Origin of the sequence: Burkholderia anthina (assembly GCF_902498995.1) — a bacterium.
Taxonomy (GTDB): domain Bacteria; phylum Pseudomonadota; class Gammaproteobacteria; order Burkholderiales; family Burkholderiaceae; genus Burkholderia; species Burkholderia anthina.
In genome coordinates, this window is record NZ_CABVLY010000028.1 from 67,089 (window position 1) to 86,422 (window position 19,334).

19 protein-coding genes are annotated in these 19,334 nt (G+C 65.8%); 3 read left to right on the forward strand and 16 right to left on the reverse strand.

All coding sequences use genetic code 11. The annotated features are described in order from the left end of the window. Window positions 1–17 precede the first annotated feature (17 nt). The gene (locus BME24068_RS28810) at window positions 18–836 is read right to left on the reverse strand and encodes an AraC family transcriptional regulator (protein ID WP_174928081.1); all 819 of its coding nucleotides are present in this window, start codon (window positions 834–836) and stop codon (window positions 18–20) included. Between the two features lie 77 nt (window positions 837–913). On the opposite strand from BME24068_RS28810, the gene panB reads away from it, so the two are divergent. Beyond that, a complete protein-coding gene (gene panB, locus BME24068_RS28815; protein ID WP_174928082.1) occupies window positions 914–1,765 on the forward strand; it encodes a 3-methyl-2-oxobutanoate hydroxymethyltransferase in 852 nt (283 codons plus the stop codon). 19 nt (window positions 1,766–1,784) lie between these two features. On the opposite strand, the gene BME24068_RS28820 is transcribed toward panB, so the two are convergent. Beyond that, window positions 1,785–2,276, reverse strand: coding sequence for an Lrp/AsnC family transcriptional regulator (locus BME24068_RS28820; RefSeq protein ID WP_096500484.1), 492 nt, complete (start codon window positions 2,274–2,276; stop codon window positions 1,785–1,787). Window positions 2,277–2,432: 156 nt separating this feature from the next. Between BME24068_RS28820 and glmS the strand changes: the two genes are divergently transcribed. Continuing rightward, complete coding sequence (gene glmS / locus BME24068_RS28825; protein ID WP_174928083.1) at window positions 2,433–4,262, forward strand: glutamine--fructose-6-phosphate transaminase (isomerizing); 1,830 nt, start codon at window positions 2,433–2,435, stop codon at window positions 4,260–4,262. A 292-nt stretch (window positions 4,263–4,554) separates the two neighbouring features. Here the strand turns inward: glmS and BME24068_RS28830 are convergent, their stop codons facing one another. The 4 genes from BME24068_RS28830 to BME24068_RS28845 form a co-directional block, all read right to left on the reverse strand. Continuing rightward, window positions 4,555–5,277: a cysteine hydrolase family protein gene (locus BME24068_RS28830; RefSeq protein ID WP_174928084.1), complete on the reverse strand. Its 723-nt coding sequence runs from the start codon at window positions 5,275–5,277 to the stop codon at window positions 4,555–4,557. A 257-nt stretch (window positions 5,278–5,534) separates the two neighbouring features. Beyond that, window positions 5,535–6,809, reverse strand: coding sequence for an aromatic ring-hydroxylating oxygenase subunit alpha (locus tag BME24068_RS28835; protein WP_244110719.1), 1,275 nt, complete (start codon window positions 6,807–6,809; stop codon window positions 5,535–5,537). Between the two features lie 222 nt (window positions 6,810–7,031). Next, a complete protein-coding gene (locus tag BME24068_RS28840; protein ID WP_174928085.1) occupies window positions 7,032–7,853 on the reverse strand; it encodes a hypothetical protein in 822 nt (273 codons plus the stop codon). Between the two features lie 252 nt (window positions 7,854–8,105). Further along, entirely contained in the window at window positions 8,106–8,921 is an 816-nt protein-coding gene (locus BME24068_RS28845; RefSeq protein ID WP_174928086.1) for an AraC family transcriptional regulator, read from the reverse strand. Window positions 8,922–9,043: 122 nt separating this feature from the next. Between BME24068_RS28845 and BME24068_RS28850 the strand changes: the two genes are divergently transcribed. Next, window positions 9,044–9,706: a glutathione S-transferase family protein gene (locus BME24068_RS28850; protein ID WP_174928087.1), complete on the forward strand. Its 663-nt coding sequence runs from the start codon at window positions 9,044–9,046 to the stop codon at window positions 9,704–9,706. Window positions 9,707–9,775: 69 nt separating this feature from the next. On the opposite strand, the gene BME24068_RS28855 is transcribed toward BME24068_RS28850, so the two are convergent. The 10 genes from BME24068_RS28855 to BME24068_RS28900 form a co-directional block, all read right to left on the reverse strand. Further along, on the reverse strand, window positions 9,776–10,864 hold the full coding sequence (locus BME24068_RS28855; protein WP_174928088.1) for a porin: 1,089 nt from the start codon (window positions 10,862–10,864) through the stop codon (window positions 9,776–9,778). Window positions 10,865–11,080: 216 nt separating this feature from the next. Beyond that, window positions 11,081–11,416, reverse strand: a complete 336-nt coding sequence (locus BME24068_RS28860; protein WP_096500498.1) for a Rieske (2Fe-2S) protein — start codon at window positions 11,414–11,416, stop codon at window positions 11,081–11,083. 3 nt (window positions 11,417–11,419) lie between these two features. Beyond that, complete coding sequence (locus BME24068_RS28865; protein WP_124830956.1) at window positions 11,420–11,731, reverse strand: YciI family protein; 312 nt, start codon at window positions 11,729–11,731, stop codon at window positions 11,420–11,422. Between the two features lie 5 nt (window positions 11,732–11,736). Continuing rightward, window positions 11,737–12,609 carry an intradiol ring-cleavage dioxygenase gene (locus BME24068_RS28870; RefSeq protein WP_174928089.1) on the reverse strand — a complete coding sequence of 291 codons (873 nt, stop codon included), beginning with the start codon at window positions 12,607–12,609 and terminating at the stop codon, window positions 11,737–11,739. 28 nt (window positions 12,610–12,637) lie between these two features. Further along, window positions 12,638–13,714 (reverse strand): maleylacetate reductase, encoded by a 1,077-nt coding sequence (locus BME24068_RS28875; protein WP_174928090.1) that lies wholly within the window; start codon window positions 13,712–13,714, stop codon window positions 12,638–12,640. 7 nt (window positions 13,715–13,721) lie between these two features. Next, window positions 13,722–15,188 carry an aldehyde dehydrogenase family protein gene (locus tag BME24068_RS28880; RefSeq protein WP_174928091.1) on the reverse strand — a complete coding sequence of 489 codons (1,467 nt, stop codon included), beginning with the start codon at window positions 15,186–15,188 and terminating at the stop codon, window positions 13,722–13,724. 32 nt (window positions 15,189–15,220) lie between these two features. Then, complete coding sequence (locus BME24068_RS28885) at window positions 15,221–16,240, reverse strand: hydroxyquinol 1,2-dioxygenase (protein ID WP_096500506.1); 1,020 nt, start codon at window positions 16,238–16,240, stop codon at window positions 15,221–15,223. A 42-nt stretch (window positions 16,241–16,282) separates the two neighbouring features. Then, window positions 16,283–16,777, reverse strand: coding sequence for a cupin domain-containing protein (locus BME24068_RS28890; protein WP_174928092.1), 495 nt, complete (start codon window positions 16,775–16,777; stop codon window positions 16,283–16,285). A gap of 114 nt (window positions 16,778–16,891) precedes the next feature. Beyond that, window positions 16,892–17,821 (reverse strand): LysR family transcriptional regulator, encoded by a 930-nt coding sequence (locus tag BME24068_RS28895; protein ID WP_096500510.1) that lies wholly within the window; start codon window positions 17,819–17,821, stop codon window positions 16,892–16,894. 143 nt (window positions 17,822–17,964) lie between these two features. Beyond that, window positions 17,965–19,215, reverse strand: a complete 1,251-nt coding sequence (locus BME24068_RS28900) for an MFS transporter (RefSeq protein WP_174928093.1) — start codon at window positions 19,213–19,215, stop codon at window positions 17,965–17,967. Window positions 19,216–19,334 lie beyond the last annotated feature (119 nt).

Sequence of the window (19,334 nt, forward strand, 5' to 3'; positions counted from 1 at the left end):
GGCGCGGGTGCGGCGCTTCAGCCGTCCAGCACCGGCCGCCGTGCCTCCCGCTTCGCATACGCGCCCGGCGTCATGCGGAACTTTGCCTGGAACAGCGCGATGAACGACGACGTCGAGTCGTAGCCGAGCTGCGCGGCCACCGTACCGATCGGCTCGCCCGCGTCGAGCAGCGGCAACGAGGCCAGCAGCCGCACGGCCTGCCGCCATTCGGTAAACGACAGCCCGGTGTCCTGCCGGAACAGGCGCGACAGCGTGCGCCGCGTCGCGCCGACCTGATATCCCCATTCGTCGAGACTGCGCGTATCGCCCGGCGATGCGTGCAGCGCACGGGCGATCTTCATCAGCCGTGCATCGCGCGGCAGCGGCACCGTCAGCGGCGCCGGCCGCATGCGTGCGATACGGTCCGCGATCAGGCACACCAGCGCGCCGTCCGGCCCCGTCTCGTCGTAGTTCACCGGCAACTCGCCCGTGGCGATCACCAGCTCGCGCAGCAGCGGTGTCATGCAGAGAATCGTGCAATCGTCGCGGGGATCGTCGCGCGCGATCGCCGCGTCGAGATACAGGCTGTGGAACGCCACGCAATCGCGCGTCGTCACCGCATGCGGGACGTTCGGCGGAATCCACATCGCATAGTGCGGCGGCAGCAGATGCTGGCCGAACGGCGTCGACACCTCGAGCACGCCGCGCGTCGCATACATCAGCTGCGCCCACGGATGACTGTGCGCATCGACATGCACGTTGCCGGGAATCTCGAACGCGCGCACGAACAGCGGCCGCGGCAGGCGCGCCATCGGCGGCACCGCGTAAGGGTCGGCCGGTTGTCCCGTCAGCAACATAAGACGTCCTCCGAAGGTCATTGCGCGAACGAGCGCGATGCTACCGTGACGGCTCTTCTTTCACACGGCTTCCGTTCATGAGCGCCCATACCCGCACCACCCGCAAGACCGTCACCGCGATCCGTTCGACCAAAGGCATCGGCAGCCTCGTGTCGCTCACCGCCTACTCCGCGCCGATGGCGAAGCGGGTCGACGAGGTGGCCGACGTGATCATCGTCGGCGACTCCGTCGGCATGGTGTTGTACGGCATGCCAGATACGCTGCGCGTCACGCTCGACATGATGATTGCACACGGCGCGGCCGTCGTCCGCGGCGCCGCACAGGCGTGCGTCGTCGTCGATCTGCCGTTCTCCACTTATCAGGAATCGCCCGCGCAGGCCTATCGCTCCGCCGCGCGCCTGCTCGCCGAAACCGGTGCGCAAGGCGTGAAGCTCGAAGGCGGCAGCGAGATGGCCGACACGATCCGCTTCCTCACCGATCGCGGCATTCCGGTGATGGCCCATGTCGGCCTCATGCCGCAGCAGGCAAACGCGATCGGCGGCTTCCGCGCGCAGGGGATGGACCCGCGCTCGGCCGCGCAGGTGTTCGATGCCGCGTGCGCCGCCGAGCGCGCCGGCGCGTTCTGCGTCGTCATCGAGGGCACCGCCGAAGCGCTCGCGCGGCACGTGACGGAGACGCTGTCGATTCCGACCATCGGCATCGGCGCGTCGCCCGCCTGCGACGGGCAGGTGCTCGTGACCGAGGACATGATCGGCGCGTTCGATGCGTACACGCCGCGCTTCGTGAAGCGCTACGCCGACGTGAACGCCGTGATGCGCGACGCGATCCGCCAGTACGCGCACGACGTGCGGCAACGCGCGTTTCCCGAGCCCGCGCATTGCTTCGGCTATGGCAAGCCGCTGCAACTGGCGGACTCGACCGTAACTTGAAGTCGGGCCGGCGAGGCGATCACGCGCGCTTGCGCAGCGCATGCGCGACGCGCGCGTTCGCCTCGAACTTCGCGCGATGCGTCGAGAAGAACGTCCGCACGTTGCGCACGTTCGATGCGCCGGTGAACAGCCGCCGCGCGAATTCGTCGTATTCGGCGACGTCGGCCAGATCGGCCACCACCACGAAGTCCGGCCCCGGCGACACGCGGTAGCACTGCGTGACCGCCGGCTCCGCGCACACGTAGGCTTCGAACGCGTCGTAGTCCTCCGCCGTCTGCCGGTCGAGGCTGATCTCGATCAGCGCCGTGACGGCCGTGCCGATCGCGACCGGATCGAGCACCGCGACCTGCCGGCGGATCACGCCCGCGTCCGTCAGCCGGCGCACGCGGCGCATGCAGGTCGGCGGCGACGACAACGCGCGCTCGGCCAGCTCAAGGTTCGAGATCGACGCGTCGTCCTGCAGGATCGCGAGAATGCGCAGGTCGAGATCGTCGAGCGTGATGCCGGCCATCGGCGGCTCCTTCCGGTCAGGGTGTGAAATTTAATTTCAACATGATAACCGATCATCTATATGTTCCATTTATTTATGTATTTTGAAATTTAATTCCACTCGCCCGCCTCTACCATCGCTGTCACGGGTCCAGACAGGACATTTACGGAGCGCGATATGTGTGGAATTGTCGGGGCGGTTGCCCAGCGGGACATCCTGCCGAACCTCGTCGACGGGCTGAAGCGGCTCGAATACCGCGGCTACGACTCGTGCGGCGTCGTGGTCTACCGTGACCGCGCGTTGGCCCGCGCACGCAGCGTCGACCGCGTCGCCAACCTGCAGCGCGAGATCGCCGCAAACGCGCTGTCGGGCTACACCGGCATCGCGCACACGCGCTGGGCGACGCACGGCGCGCCCGTCACGCTCAACGCGCATCCGCACTTCTCGCCGAGCGACGACAACGCCCGCATCGCGCTGTCGCACAACGGGATCATCGAGAACTGCGATCAACTGCGCGCGGAGCTGCAGGCGCACGGCTACGTGTTCGCAAGCCAGACCGACAGCGAAGCCATCGCGCACCTCATCGACCATCTGTACGACGGCGACCTGTTCGACGCGGTGCGCCGCGCGGTCGCGCGACTGCGCGGCAGCTACGCGATCGCGGTGATGTGCCGCGACGAGCCGCACCGGATCGTCGGCGCGCGCGACGGGATGCCGCTCGTCGTCGGTGTCGGCGACGGCGAGAATTTCCTGGCGTCGGATGCCATCGCGTTGTCGGGCATCACCGATCGCATCGCTTATCTCGAGAACGGCGATGTCGCCGATATTCAGCTCCATCGTTACTGGATCGTCGATGCAGCGGGCCAGCGTGTCGAACGTGCGGTGCAGCGCGTGGCCGCGCATAGCGGCGCGGCCGACCTCGGGTCGTATCGCTATTACATGCAGAAGGAAATCTTCGAGCAGCCGCAGGCGGTGGCCGATACGTTGCTCGATGTCGGGTCGATCATGCCGGAGCTGTTCGGCGACGGTGCGTGGCGCGTGTTCAACGACGTCGATTCGGTGTTGCTGCTCGCGTGCGGCGGCAGCTATCACGCGGCGCTGACGGCCAAGTACTGGATCGAGAGCATCGCGAAGCTGCCCGCGAGCGTGGAGATTGCGAGCGAGTTTCGGTATCGCGACAGCGTGCCGAATCCGCGCACGCTCGTCGTCGCGGTGTCGCAAAGCGGCGAGACGGCCGACGTGCTCGGCGCGGTGCATGTCGCGAAACGCAGCGGGATGATGCATACGCTCGCGATCTGCAACGTCGCGACGAGTGCGCTGATGCGCGAATGCGCGCTGCAGTTCGTCACGCGCGCGGGGATCGAGATCGGGGTGGCATCGACGAAGGCTTTTACGACGCAGCTCGTCGCGTTGTTCTTGCTGACCTTGTCGCTGGCGCAGGTGCGCGGACGGTTGAGCGACGACGAGGAGAAGGCGCATCTGCGCGCGCTGCGGCATCTGCCCGATGCGATGTCGAAGGTGCTCGCGCTGGAGCCGCAGATCATGGGCTGGTCGGAACTGCTCGCGCGGCGCGACAACATGCTGTTTCTCGGACGCGGGATGCATTATCCGATCGCGCTGGAAGGCGCGCTGAAGATGAAGGAGATTTCGTATATCCACGCGGAGGCTTATCCCGCGGGGGAGTTGAAGCATGGGCCGCTGGCGTTGGTCAGTCACGAGATGCCCGTTATCGCGGTGGCGCCGAACGATGCGCTTCTGGAAAAGCTTCGGTCGAACATGCATGAGGTCAGTGCGCGAAATGGGAAGCTTTTTGTGTTCGCGGATGTGGGCTGCGGGTTGGTGCCGGGTGATGGGATCGAGGTGATTCGGCTCAATGAATACTACGGGCCGCTGTCGCCGATTCTGCATACGGTGCCGATGCAATTGCTGGCTTATCACGCGGCGTTGGCTCGGGGGACGGATATTGATAAGCCAAGGAATCTGGCGAAGTCGGTGACGGTGGAGTGAGCGGGGGCGGCGGCCACGAGGTGGCAACTTCTAATAGTTATCCTTAAGCCTTTCTGACCGCCCGAAAACCCAAGCGGGACGGGGCTTAAGGGCAACTAATAGGACTAGTGCGCAGCACCTCTCGGAAGGGGGTTTCAGAATTTCCGTGTTCAAGGCGGTTGAAATTCATACGGATATGGGTCCACCCTCCGCGAGCAACCGTGCTCCGATCTATCCGATGTGTCATCCGGCGTGCACGGGCGCACCGCCACCGTCGAAACGCCGTCGCCTGGGCACCCGGCTCGCCCCGAAATCAGCAACCGTCGATCACCGACCGTACGACATCGTCGGCCCGCGCAACCACCTTGCCGAAATAAAGCGCGAAGTTCGCCAGCGCCGCGTCGTGCATCGCTTCATCGGTGTCAGCACAAGCATCCGAGACCATGACGCAGCCAAAACCGCGATCGGCAGCATCCCGAGCCGTCGTCTCGACGCAGCAGCTCGTGACAACACCGGTCAACACCAGGTTGCGCACGCCCATGCGATCGAGAACGTTCTGAATCTCGCTGCCGTTGAACGCACCCTGAGTCGTCTTGCGTATCACCGTCTCGCCTTCCAGCGGCGCAACCTCATCGCGGAATGCATAGTCGGGATTGCCGGTCCACCACATGTCCTCGATGCCGGCCGCGGTTTCCAGCGTGCGCGTCCATGCGCGAAAGCGCGCCGGACAATCCCGCATGTCGCGGTAAGCCGATCCGATCGCGAGGTGCACCACCGGACGACGGGTCTGCCTGAACGCATCGAGCAACGCCCGGATCGCCGGGAGCGTCGTATGTTCGAGCCGTTCGACGTAGTAGCGCATCGAACCTGGCGACACCGCCTCGCACGCCTTCACCCAGCCGCGATCCGCCGCCGCGTCGTTGTACTGAACGTCGATGACGACGAGTGCGGTCTCCGTGCGATTCGCGAAATCGATCCCGGGAATGGTGGCGGACAACGGGTCGTACGACACACTTCCGGATTGCGGCAGATTCATACTCGCTCCAGAGAATTCGATCGGCGGGAAACCGGCACGCGCACCGGCACGCCACCCGGCATGCCGTCCACGTGTCGTTTATTTTCACGTGCCGTGTCGGCATCGACATGACACAAAGCGACGGCGGATTGCCGGATAACGCATCGCGCCACCGCATGGCTCCGTGGCGTATCCACATGAAGATCGCGGATCAGCCGATACGTCGCCCCGGCACGTGCCGCCCGGCTGCTGCAATCTCCGCTCGGATGCTCCGATGCTCAGTGCTCGCCGAGCGCGGTGCGCAGGCGTCCGATGTACCAGTTGCAGAACTTTTCGACCTGCCATTCCGAAGGCGCGTAAGGCCCCGGCTCGTAGGCCGGGTTGCGCGCGCCCTGCTGCGTCAGGCCGACGTAGAACTTGTCCTGCTCGTTGGTGGTCTTCCACACGTGCGTCAGGTTATCGAGCGAGTAATCGCGTCCCTCGACGGCATCCCGGTGCACGAGCCACGTCGTTCGCAGCAGCGTCTTGCCCGCACTGATCGGCAATACCGCAAAGTGGATGGAATGATCTGCCTGCAGGTGATGCCACGAATTCGGCTGCAGGTGAAACTGAAGGCGGCCGAGCCGGGCTTCGGTGAAATCCCCCATCAGCCGGCTGCATGCGGCCTTGCCGTCGAGCGTCATCGACTCGCCGGGGCCGGTGAGCGGCACACGCTGAATCCGGAACGCGGTCGCGCGATCGTCGAGATGCTCGACCGGCTCGCAGGGCAAGCCGTTGCGTGCCCAGATATCGCGCGATGCCGCCAGCGCCGCGTTGTGCTCGCGCACCGCCTCGCGGCGGGCCGGATTGACATCGTCCTCCGTATAGCCGAACACGCCGAAGGTCGATTGCAGCAGTTCCGGATGACCCATGCAGTGATAGCACTCGCGATTGTTCTCCATCGCGAGCTTCCAGTTGCCGTCCTCGACGATGTCGATCTGCTGCGCCACCTTGCAGTCGCGCAGCCGGTGCGGGTCGACATACGCACCGACCGCGTCGACGAGCGCGTCGAAGTCGCCCGGCGGCTCATCGGCCGCGCAGACGAAAATCAGGCCGCCGAGGCTGCGGACGTGCGCGCGTTTCAGGCTATAGCACGCGTTGTCGGCACCGGCAGGCAATTCCGCGTGCAGAAGCGCGCCCGTCGGCGCATAGGTCCACTGGTGATAAGGGCAGACAAGGTTCGCGACCTCACCATGCTGTTCGTGCAGGAGCCGTGCGCCACGATGCCGGCAGACGTTGTGAAATGCATTGAGCTCGAACCCGTCGCCCCGGCTGACGATGATCGAATACGGTCCGAAGTCCGCGAGAAAATATTGTCCGGGCTCCGGAATCGATGCCTCGACACCGACAAAGATCCAGTGCCGTCCGAAGATCGCGTGCATGTCCACGTCGAACACGACATCGCTCAGATAGAACGGCGCGTCGAGACTGAAGCCGGTCCGGCGCGCCGCCACCAGCCTGCGCACATGGTCTGCCTTGTGCGCGACATCCGGATGATCCAGATCGAATGACACTTTCGCTTCCCCAGTCGAGGTTGTCGGCGTCGGACGATCGGCGTGTGCGCGCCACGGGATCTTTCAATGCACACACGACACGCGTTGCACGTATCGTCCGCATCGATGAAGTGTAGGAACCGCCGCGACGCCACGCGTTAACGCATGCGCCCGGAATTCGGCGAAAAACGACGCGGGGTCGGCTGGCGCGTTCGAGATGTTCCCGCCTGCGCGAGAAACGACCTACTTCGAGAAACTCAGCTTCTTCACCAGCACGGTGCCATTCGCCGGGCTCACCAGCGAGATGGACTGGAGATCCAGATACAACCTGGAAGTCTTCGTCGTGATGTCGGTCGGCTCGTCGTTGCTCGGCTCGGCATGCTCGACGTGTTCGCTCAGATACGGCTGGACCAGGCGCCCGGAAAGCGCGACCGCGAAGTCGCCGTGCGTTTGCGCGTACGCAGCGGATGAAAGCCTCGTGCGGCCACGAACGGTGGTCTTGTTGCCCTTTCCGGGATCGAGTTCGATGATGTCGATCTGCTGGATATAGCCTTTTGCCTTCGCTTCGGCTGCGATCACGAGCCCTCGCCCGCGTGGCCCGGTGATGACCTTTCTGAGCAGGATCCCGGTGCGGCCTTCGCCGTCGCCGTCGACCAGGTCGAAGTCCAGCGTCAACAGATGCCTCCGGGCGTGATACCGCAGCCCGTACGATACCGGCACCAGGAAAGTCACCTCGCGATCCAGGCCGACCGCAGCCAGGTCGGCATTCCCGCCATGCTTGCCGGCCCCGCCGGGGATCAGGCTGCGGACGCGATCGCCCAGGGACGGAGTGGCGCTTTTGATGGGCTGCTTCTCCAGCGCGGCGCGAATCGCAACCGGATCGTCGCCGACAATCGGCCGCTTGAGCGGCGTGCCGGGCGTCACGGCGAGGGGGGCGGACGCGGCGGACGCCGTGTCGCCGACATTGCCGGCCGCTGCACACGCCGCACCTTGCGACAGCATGATCGCCAAGGCAGCGACGCACATGGCATTCAGACGACCCGACATGGATTTCCGGTGAAACACGACACACTCCTGATTTTCTGGCGGCTCGGTCGACTACGGGATCGGTCCGATGAAATGATCGTCAACGCGCCGGCCGCCCGAATTGACCGATCGCCTGCGCGACGCATCGCAGGCTCGATGTCAGCCTGGCGGCAGGCCGGCGCGCACATTATCGTAGCGCCCAGACTACAACAATCCACGACAGGCGGGCAGCCACGCGACTTGCGGCAGGCCATGCCATTCGGCTGCCCGCCGGAAGCCGCCGCCGCGATCTCACGCCTGCCCATCCGCCCGCCTGTACTCCGCCGGCGCCTTCCCCACCAGCTTGCGGAAATCGCGCGTGAGATGCGCCTGATCGAAGTACCCCAGCGCATGCGCCAGCTCCGCGAGATCGACCGGCTCGCCGCCCGCGAGCTTATCCGCGGCCTCGTGCAGCCGGTATCGGCAGATCACCCACTTCGGCGTCACGCCCACGTAGCTGGAAAAGAGCTGCTGCAGCGTGCGCTCGCTCAACCCCGCACGCTCGGCCAGATCCCGCACCTGCGTCAACCCGATATCGTGCTGCAGCATCTGCAAAATGCCATGAATGCGCTCGACCTGCGGATCGGCCGGCGGCAGCACCCGCAACAGCAACGCCTCCGCCGTCGCGACCATTCCCGCGTCATCCCCGGCACCGAGCACGGCGTCCTCGGCTTGCGCATCGCCACAGTCGAGCAGCGTCGACACCGGCAGCACCTTGTCGGTCAGCACATGCACCGGCTTGCCGAAGAACGCTCGAAACGCCCCCGGCCGAAAGCGCAAACCCATCACCCTCCCCGCCCCGGCCAGCGTCGTCTCGAACGCGCCCGACACCACCCCGAAAACGCCCGTCCGCCGCCGATCGAACACCAGATTCACGCACGGATACGGCAGCGTGCGCTGCACATACGGCGGCTGGTCGCGCAGATCCCATTCGACGATCCAGTGGTGATCCAGCACACCGGCCAGCTCGGCACACGGGTGATAGCGATTCAAGCGAAACCGCCGATTGAAGGCTTTCGGGCCGACGACGCCCTTGGGCGTATCGGTCACGTGACGCAAGTCGGCCATGGCGACGAACCGGGAAGAGGATGGCGTGATGATGCACCGCGGCAGCGGATTTTTCCAAGACGGGGATACGCGAGCGTCCTACATTTGAATTCCCGCCAACGACCGCACACCGGAGCCCGCACATGCCGCAAGACCGTCACCTGACCCTGTACCACTCGCCGCGCAGCCGATCGGCCGGCGCCCGCATGCTGCTCGAGGAACTGGGCGCCGACTACGCGGTGCATGCGTTCGACCTCTCGACCGGGAAACATCACGAGCCCGACTACCTCGCGGTCAATCCGCTGGGCAAGGTTCCCGCATTGCGTCATGGCGACGTAATCGTCACCGAGCAGGCGGCCGTCTACCTGTACGCGGCCGAACTGTATCCGGAAGCCGGCCTGTCGCCCGCGCCGGGCGATGCGCTGCGCGGCCCCTATCTACGCTGGATGACGTTCTACGGTTCATGCTTCGAGCCGGCGCTCGTCGATCGCTCGATGAACCGCGCGCCGGCCGCATACTCGACGTCGCCCTATGGCGACTTCGATGCGGTCGTCAACGCGATCGCCACGCAACTGGCCAACGGCCCCTATCTGCTGGGCGAGCGCTTTACGGCGGCGGACGTGCTGTGGGCTTCGGCGCTGAACTGGACCACGATGTTCAAGCTGATACCCGAGACGCCGCTCATTCGCACCTATATCGATCGTGTCCTGGCACGCCCGGCCATCCAGCGCGCGCAAGCGGCCGATGCAGCGCTGGCGGCAGAGCAGGACAAGGCCAGGGAGGCCGCCGCAACGGCGAAGTCGTAGTTCGAACGACGGCAGGCCGAACGCGAGTTCCACCTGCCGCCGTGCGGGCACCGTTCAAGCGGCGCCGCATCAGAACATCGTATGCAACCCGATCCGCGCGACCGCCTGGCTCGCCGAACTCGACGCGCCGTTCGGATCGAGCACGCCGTTGATCTGCGCGTTCGCGCCGCTGTTCGCGCGTTGATAGTCCGCCGACACATAAACCATCGTCCGCTTGGTGAACAGGTATTGAAGCGCGACGCTGACCTGATGCGCGTGGTTGTCGTTCACGGCTTCGTTGCCCTTCATGTACATGTACTTCGCGCCGAAAAAGACGTCCGGCCTGATGCGCCAGAGGCCACCGGCTTCGGCCATCCACACCCCGGCACCGTTGAACGAATTGTGCACGGTGGTCAGCAGCGCCTTCGCGGTCACGGCCCCGAAGTCATAGTGCATCCCGACGCCCCAGTTGCGCACGCTGGTCGACGGCGTGCCCGGCGCGGGCCCGTACTTCTCGTTCGTATAGGCCGCGCCGATGCCGAACGCGCCAAGCTCGTAGTTCAACCCGGCGCTCACGGTATTGTCCGCGCCGACGGAACCGGCCACGCCGCCGAACGCATACATCACGCCGCCTGAAAACCCCGCAATCGTCGGCGAGCTGTATTTGACCGAATTCGCGACCGGCTTGCTGCCTGCCGTGCGGTCCCAGTCGAACGCGCCGGTCGGATTGTCCGGCAGCGCGAGGCGCTGGAACGGGCCGTTGCGGAAGCCGTACAGCCCCGTGAGATCCATCGCGATTTCATTGTCCTTCGCAAAGAGGGAATCCACCATGAAGTCGTACTGGTTGCCGAGCCGGATGCTGCCGAACCGGTCGCTCTCGATACCCACGTACGCGTTACGCCCGAAGAGGCCGGTGCCGACGATGCTGCCGTTCGCCATCGAGAACTGGTTCACGAGCGCGAACGTCGCGCGATATCCGCCGCCGAGATCTTCCGTGCCGCGCAAGCCGAACAGGTTCGGCGTGAAGATGCCGTCGTCGAACTTGACGTTCTTCCCTCCACCTTCGTTGCTGACATACGAAATGCCGCTGTCGATCAAGCCGAACATGGTCACGCTGCTCTGCGCGTACGCACCCGGCGCGATGGCAAGCATCGCGAATACGCCAAACCTCAGTTTCATTTTGTCTCCGTCTTTTTTGGAAATTCGAGCGGGTGCCCGCCACGTCGCGGGCGCTCGCCCGGTGCTTCGAAAAACAACGCCTTCCCCTGCCCGGATCAGGCTTTCACCCGGGCCGGCATACCGATATTTATTTAGTGATACTGAATCAATGAAACGGCTTATATTCCGCTGATTGCCGATTTCACCCAACCCGGGGCGATCGCCCCATCCACCGGCTCAAGCGCGCCGACACACCACCCACGCAGCCGAATCCACCTCGACGGCCACGGCTTCCAGCCCGGCACCCGAACACGGCCCGTCGATACATACGCCATCGTCGAACCGGAACAACGCGCTGTGATGCGCGCACATCAGCACCTGCGACCGATAACAGGACACGTTGCCCGGAATGAAATCGAGCGGCACCGAAAAATGCGGGCAACGGTTCACATATGCCCACACCTGCTCGCCGCGCCGCACGACGATGACGGGGCGGCCGATGCACGCTTCGTCGACGACCCGTGCCCCACCGTCGGGCACGTCGGAGAAGCGGCAGAGTGGCGTGGCGCCCATGACTCACACTCTCCGCTCGGGGTTGCCGAGGCTCCAGTCCCACGGACGCACCTCGACACGCGAGAACAGCCCTTCCTTCACGTACGGATCGTTGCCGACGAACTGCATCACGGCATCGATGTCGTCCGCCTCGATGACGAGCAACGTGCCGTTCATCGCATCGCCCTGCGGATCGAGCGTCGGGCCGCCGAGCCGCACATACACGCCGTGCTGCGCGGCGGAACGCAGGTAGGTCCGGTGCGTGGGCCGCACGCGGTCGCGCACCTCGCGCATGCCGGGCTGGTCGGTGGCGAACACCGCAAAAAAGCGCGCCATGTCGATCAACTCCGGTCGAGCACGAAGTCGTACGTCGCTTCGCGATACGGGCCGTTCAGGCCGACGTGACGGGCGATCCCGTCATCCGCGGCGCGCGGGCGATACGCGACCATCAGCGACGGCTTCACGCCGAAGACGGCATCCGATTTCAGATACGCGTCGTCTTCATCGAAAAGATGCGTGACGAGCGTGCGATAGCCGGGCGCGTCGATCATGAAATGCAGATGCGCGGGCCGCCACGGATGGCGGCCGGTGGCGTCTAGCATCTTGCCAACCGGGCCGTCGGTCGGAATCGGATAGCTGACCGGCAGGATCGTCGTGATCGCATACCGGCCTTCGGCATCGGTCCGGTAGCGCCCGCGCAGATTGCCGTGAGGCTGTTCGGTGTCCTGCCCCGAATACATGCCGTTGTCCGCGGTCTGCCACACGTCGAGCACGGCGTCGGCCACGGGCGCGCCGTCGGTGGCGAGCACGCGGCCGTGCACGACGACCGGCGTGCCGGGCGTGAACGCCATGTTCTCGCCATACGCGCGATCGGGCATGCCCTTGATGTAGAACGGGCCGAATACGGTGGTTTCCGTCGCGCCGGTGGCGAAGCGATGGTTGATCGCATCGACCAGCATCGACACGCCGAGCGTGTCGGACAACAGAATGAATTCCTGTCGCACGACGTCGTCGCACATCTGCCCGGTTTCGGTCAGGAAGCGAATCGCTTCCATCCATTCGGCTTCCGTCAGCTCGGTCTCGCGGACGAACGCATGAAGATGCCGCACGAGGTTCTGCATCAGCACGCGCAGGCGCGGGTTCGGCGTACCGTCGAAGCTGGCGACGACCTGTTCGGTCAGCCGCGCGTCGCCGTCTTGATGATCATTCGTCACGTTCGTCTCCCTGGATCCAGCCGGCCGCTCAATGCGGCTCGCGCCCTTCCCACGCATGCTGAAGCAATTCGCGAATCGCTGCACGCTCGATCGGCCGCGGATTCGCGTACGGGTTCCGGCATGCGAGATCGGCGGCTTCGTCGAGGCCCGCTTCCGGCATCCCGATGTCGGCGAGCGCCGGCGCAATGCCGAGCCGCCGATTCAGCCCGAACAGCAGCGGGCCGGCGTCGGCCGCGTCGGCCGCGTCGGCACCGCCCAGCGCCCGCGCGACGCGTCGCAGCGCGTCGGGCGCCGCGGCATGGTTGTAGTGCGCGGTATGCGGCAACATCGCGGCATGCGTCTGCGCATGCGGCAGGTTGAAGGTGCCGCCGAGCGTATGGCAGAGCTTGTGGTGCAGCGCCATGCCGACCGCGCCGAGGCAGGTGCCCGCGAGCCACGCGCCGTACAGCGCACGGCTGCGCATTTCCTGGTCCGCCGGCTCGCGAACCACGCCGGGCAGCGCTTCGCCGAGCGCGCGAATCGATTCCTCGGCCATCAGACTGATCACCGGGTTCGCATCTTCCGCATAGAGCGCTTCGACCGCGTGCGCCATCGCATTGACGCCGGAAGCAGCCGAAATCGCCGGCGGCAGCGACACCGTCAGCGACGGGTCGTAAAGCACGGTGCGCGGCAGCACGCGCGCATCGCGCCCGGTGCGCTTGAGCCGCCCCTCCGTGATCCCGAAGATCGGTGTCATCTCCGAGCCCGCATACGTCGTCGGCACGGCGAGGATCGGCAACGACGACTCGAGCGCGATCGCCTTGCCGAGCCCGATCGTCGAACCGCCGCCGATCGCGATGCAGCAGTCCGCGCCGAGTTCGGCGGCCATTTCGCGCGCGGCGCGCGCGACCTCGACCGGCACGTGCATCACGGCCTGCGCGCACACGCCGGCGGCCCGCTCGCCGAGCACGTCCCTGACGCGTTCGGCGAGCGCCTGCTGCTCGGGCGTCGACAGGATCAGCGCCCGCCGCGCGCCGAGCGTGGACAGCTCGTCCGGCAAGCGTTCGAGTGCGCCCCACTCGAATACGACGCGCGAAGGCGTTCCCTGATAGACGAAGCGCTCCATCTCGGCCTCAGCGCTTGAAGTGCGGCGGCACCTTGCCGTCGACGTTGACCCACACCGAACGCGCTTCCGTGTAGTCGTGCATCGCCTCGAAGCCCATCTCGCGGCCGTAGCCCGACTTCCCGATGCCGCCGAACGGGCTGCCCGGATTCACGCGCTTGTAGCAGTTGATCCAGCACATGCCCGCGTCGATCCGCGACGCCATCCGGTGCGCGCGGGAAAGATCGTTGGTCCACAAGCCGCTGCCGAGCCCGTATTCGGTCGCATTGGCGATCGACAGCGCTTCCTCGTCGCTGCCGAAGCGCAGCACGGTGACGAACGGGCCGAACACTTCCTCCTGCGCGACACGGTCGGCGGCGCTCTTCGCTTCGATCACGGTCGGGCGCACGTAGTAGCCGCCGGCGAGCGCCGCGTCCTGCGGCGCGCTGCCGCCGGCGAGCACACGGCCGCCCTGCTCGCGCGCGACGTCGACGAACGACAGCACGCGGTCGAGGTGCTGCTTCGACGTCAGCGGGCCCATCTCGGTGTCCGGGTCCAGCGGGTTGCCGACGCGGATCGACGCAGCCAGCGATACGAAGCGCTCGAGGAATTCATCCGCGATACGTTCGTGCAGCACGAGACGCGAACCCGCGATGCATGCCTGCCCCTGATTGTGGAAGATCGCCCATGCGGCACCGTTGATGGCCGCGTCGAGGTGCGCATCGTCGAACACGATGTTGGCGCCCTTGCCGCCGAGCTCGAGCTGCACGCGCTTCAGGTTGCCCTGAGACGCTTCGACGATGCGGCGGCCCGTCGCGGTCGAGCCCGTGAATGCGATCTTGCCGACGCCGGGGTGTTCGGCAAGGCGTTGGCCGGCCGTATGCCCGTAACCGGGGACGATGTTGACGACGCCGGCCGGGAAGCCGACCTCGGCCATCAGCTCGACGATGCGCAACGTCGACAGCGGCGTGATTTCCGACGGCTTGAGCACCACGGTGTTGCCCGCGGCCAGCGCCGGGCCCATCTTCCAGCTCGTGAACATCAGCGGGAAATTCCACGGCACGATCTGGCCGACCACGCCGATCGGCGCGCGCTGCACATAGTTCAGGAAGCCGGTTTCGACGGGAATCACCGAGCCCTGCAGCTTGTCGGCCATCCCGCCGAAGTAGCGGAAGCAGCCGGCCGTGCGCGGCACGTCGAGCGAACGCGAATCGCGGATCGGATGGCCGGTGTCCAGCGATTCGAGCTGCGCGAGTTCCTCGGTATTGGCTTCGATCGCGTCGGCGAGGCGCAGCAGCAGCCGGCCGCGCTCGGCCGCCGGCATGGCCGACCATGTCGGGAATGCGCGGGTGGCGGCTTCGACGGCCAGATCCACGTCCGCCGCGGTGGCGGCGGCGATTTTCGTGATCAGCGAGCCGTCGTGCGGATTGAGCACGTCGATCGTGCCGCGGTCGACGGCGTCAACGAAGCGCCCGTCGATGAAGAGTTGGGTTTGCATGAATCATCCTCGATGTGTTGCCGAAGCGCGGCTTAGAACGCGATCGGATACGGCGCGAGCTGGCCGCTCTCGTATCGTTGCGGAAGGTCCGGCGTCGCGTTTTCCCAGACCAGCAGCATCGAGCGCTTCGTCGAATAGCCCTGATGCCGGATGTCGGCGGGCATCGCGCAGATGTCGCCGGCCCGCATCGTGATGCGCGCACGCGGCGCGCCGGTGTTCTTGTCGCCGATGTCCCACACGATTTCGTCGGACAATTGCAGGAACCACTCGACACGGTCGTTGCCATGGAACACCGGCAGGATGAATTCCTCGGTGGTCGGGCAGAACAGGCTGCGTCCGCATACGGAGGTGACCGACGGATTCCACGTCACGTCCGAACGCGACAGGTACTTGAACAGGTTGAACGCATGCAGCTCGCCTTCGAAACCCGGCGCGGCATGCACTTCCGGCTCGTCCTGCGCGACATCGAGGAAGGCGCGGTTGACCGGCAGGTCGTCGCGCAGCGGCGAGTCGCCTTCGAGGCCCGGCATGCGGCGCGTCGCGATGCGCGTGCGCTCGATCGCCGAGCCGTTCTCGCCATGCTTGCGCCCGAATGCCGAGCCCGTTTCCTCGGGCGCCGCGAACGGATCGAAGCCTTCGTTGGTCCAGTCGTGCAGCATGGCCTTGAAGGTCGCCATGATGGTGGGCGTTTCGAACGTCTCGGTGTAGTCGACACCGGCTTCCTTCAGGATGCCGTTGAACGTGCCGGCATACATGTCCACCTTGCCGTAGTGATTGCGCGTGCCGAACACGTGATCGAAATTCACCCAGCCGTAGAAGAAGCCCCATGCCACGTCGCGCATCATCGCGCGCAGGAAGGCATCGGCGGGTATCGCATGCGTGCGGGTCTGGCCTTTCGCCGGCCAGCTGATCTTCACGAAATACTCGTCGCGCTGGAATTCGAACGCGCCGAGCTGGAAGCGGCAGTAACCGGTCACGGCGTCGGGCTGCGTAACCTGGACGAGATCGGCTGCAAAGCTCGCGGGATGATCGAGGGTGTCGAGAGTGGCCATAACGTGTCTCCTGGAATGTTCGAATGAGTGCGATCGCAACGATCAGTGCAGGCAGATCTCGGCCCACTTCTCGACGGACAGCTCGCCGAGCACCGTCTGCACGAGCGCGACGCCCGGCTTGCCGGCGGCAAAGCGATACGCGCAGCCGGCCGGCAGCAGCGCCTGATGCCCCTTGCGCAGCACGACGTAGCCCATCTCGCGGCCGACCGGCTGCGTGCCGGCGCTCACGGTGCCGCGGCCGGTGGTCGGCGGGTTGTCGAGCTTGATGAAGTCGATGCGGACTTCGCCATCCATCTGGATCGCAAACTCGTCGTGCGCGCAGGCAAACCACGGCGACCGGCCGTCGGTGCGCAGCACTTCGATCACGTATTCGAGGTTTTTGCCGGCAACGACTTTTTCGTAGGGGGCCGACTTCGACGCCACCTCGAAGACGTTCGAGAACGCGTAGTGCTGTGCGCTGCCGCTGGTGATTTCGATCTCGCCCTTCGTGTAGCCGTCGAGCGAGCCAAAGACGGTGTGGAATGCCGTGTCGGTCATTGCTTGTCTCCTGAGTTGAACCGCTTGTTGGATTCAACTTTAGGGGCGGGGGCGCCCCTCAACAAGGTAACGGACCGCGACTACGGCATTTGCGTTTCGCGAATAATCGCCGGGTCAGCGAACCCAGCCGCGCTCCAGCAGCGGACGATCCCACGGCGACTCGTCGCCGATGTATTCGACGAGGAATTCGACCAGCGCCTTCACTTTCAGCGCCTGTCGCTGCGTTGCGGGATAAACGGCGGCAAAGCTCAGCGGCGCGATCTCGAAGTCGGTGAGGATGGGCACGAGCCCGCCCGCGACGAGCGCGTCGCTCGCGACCAGCGTGGGCAGGCACACGACGCCGCCGCCCGTCAGCGCGTACTCGCGCAGCAGGTGCACGGAGTTCGAGCGGATCATGCCCGGCAACTCCATTTCGACGACCTCGTCGCCGCGCGTCATCGTCCAGCGGTTACGCGACGGATAACCCGAATAGAGCGCCGTGGTGTGCTGCAGCAATTCGCGCGGATGCTGTGGCGCACCATGTGCTTCGAGGTAGGCCGGTGCCGCGCAGAAGAGGCGGCGCACGACGAACAGGCGCCGCTCGATCAGCGACTCGGAGATCGGCGGAAAGATCTGGAACGCGATGTCGAACCCTTCTTCGACAGGGTCCACCACACGGTCATTGACGATGATGTCGAGCTGGATGCCCGGGTAGCGGCGATGGAATTCGGCGAGCGGCACGCCGAAGTGATCGAGCGCGAAGCCGGGCAGCATCTGGATGCGCAGCCGCCCGGTGGGCGTCGCGCGCAGCTCGCGCATCTGGTCCGTCAGCTCGTTGACGCGCCCCACCACCTCGGCGCACTCGCGGTAGAAAGTCTCGCCCACGTCGGACAGCCGCACGTGGCGCGTACTGCGATGGAACAGCGGCGCGTTGACGAACTTCTCCAGTTGCTGGATGCGGTTCGTCACCACCGAACTGGTCACGCCGAGCTGTCGCGCGGCTTCCGCAAAACTGCTCGCCTCCGCGACCCTGACGAACGCCTCGATGCTCAGAAACCGGTCCATACCGCGCCCATCCCGAAAGCGAAACTGGCAGTCTAACCGCACCGGCCAGCCGGTTGGGTCATGCGAAAAGCGTCACTGTGTCACCTGACGGGTGTCAATCTCGCAGGGCGCAGGGCGCGGGTACGGCCGCTCAGCCCAGCGCATTACGGCTGCTTGCCCGCCGTCAGCTCCGGTTGCACGGCCACGCGGCGCTGCAGCACCGCGGGTGCGGTTTCGCGCAGCAGCATGCTGACCACGATGCCGAGCATCACCGCGCACATCGGCAGCCACAGGATGTTCTGGATCCCGAAGTGCGCGGCGACGTAGCCGCCCATCGCCGGCGCGATGCCGCCGCCGAAGATTTCGCCGACACCGACCACCGCGCCGATCGACGTCGACACGAGGCCGACGGGCGCGGCTTCGGTCGCCACCGGGCCCGACAGCAGCGAGACCAGGCCGAGCGTGAAGAACGACGCGACGAACAGGACAGCGAACAGCACGACCGGTTGCGGGCCGAGGCCGCGGAAAATGTAGAGCATCACCGCCGTGCCGGCGAAGCCGACGATGCTCGCGATGCGGCGCCCGACCAGGTCGGACAGGCCCGGCAGCCCGAACTGCCCGAGAAAGCCGCCGAAGCCGATCGCCGATACCACGAGGCCCATCTTCTGCGTGCCGAGCGCGAGGTAGTCGGTCAGGTACAGCGGCAGCAGCGCGCCCAGCACGAACACGCCCGTCATCGCGCAGCACAGCGCCGCCATCGCGACGAGGATGTTGCGGCTCTTGAGCACGTGGCCGAGCGAGGCCGGCGCGTGTTCCGACACGACCTCCTTCGTGCGCTTCGGCTCGCGGATGACGAAGAACATGATCGCGCCGAGGATCAGGCCGGGAATGGCCACGAGCGCGAACACCCAGCGCCACGACACGAAGTTGAGCAGTTGCGTCGCGATGATCGGCGACAGCGCGAGCCCGAACAGTGCGAAACCGCTTTGCTGCAGCCCGAGGTTCAGCCCGCGCCGCCGCGGATGCGACGCGTCGGCCGTCGCCGCGAAGCTCGTCGGGCAGAACGAGCCCTCCGCGACGCCCATCAGCCCGCGAATCGCGATCAGGCCGAGCAGGCCGCCCGCGAGCCCCGAGAAGCCCGACAGCAGCGAGAACGCGACGATCGCCGGAATCAGCACCTTGCGGCGGCCGATCTTGTCGGAGATGCCGCCCATCAGCGCCGCGAAAATTCCCCACGACAGGCCGAGCACGCCGATGCAGTTGCCGACGTCCTGCGCGGTCAGGTTCAGGTCCTTCATGATCGAAGGGAACAGCGGCGCGATGAGCCAGCGGTCGAGGCCGACCAGGCCGAAGCCGAGCGCCAGCAGCGTCACCGCTTTCCACTCGTAGGCGGTATCCCACTCGTTTGATTTCATGTCTGTCTCCGTGGATTGGCCCCCCTGCGCGCGCCGGAGCGTCCGTGCATGAGCCAGTTCCGATGTCTTTTGTGTTCGATGCGGCGTGAGCCACGCGGAAGTGACGGCCGCCTTTCCGG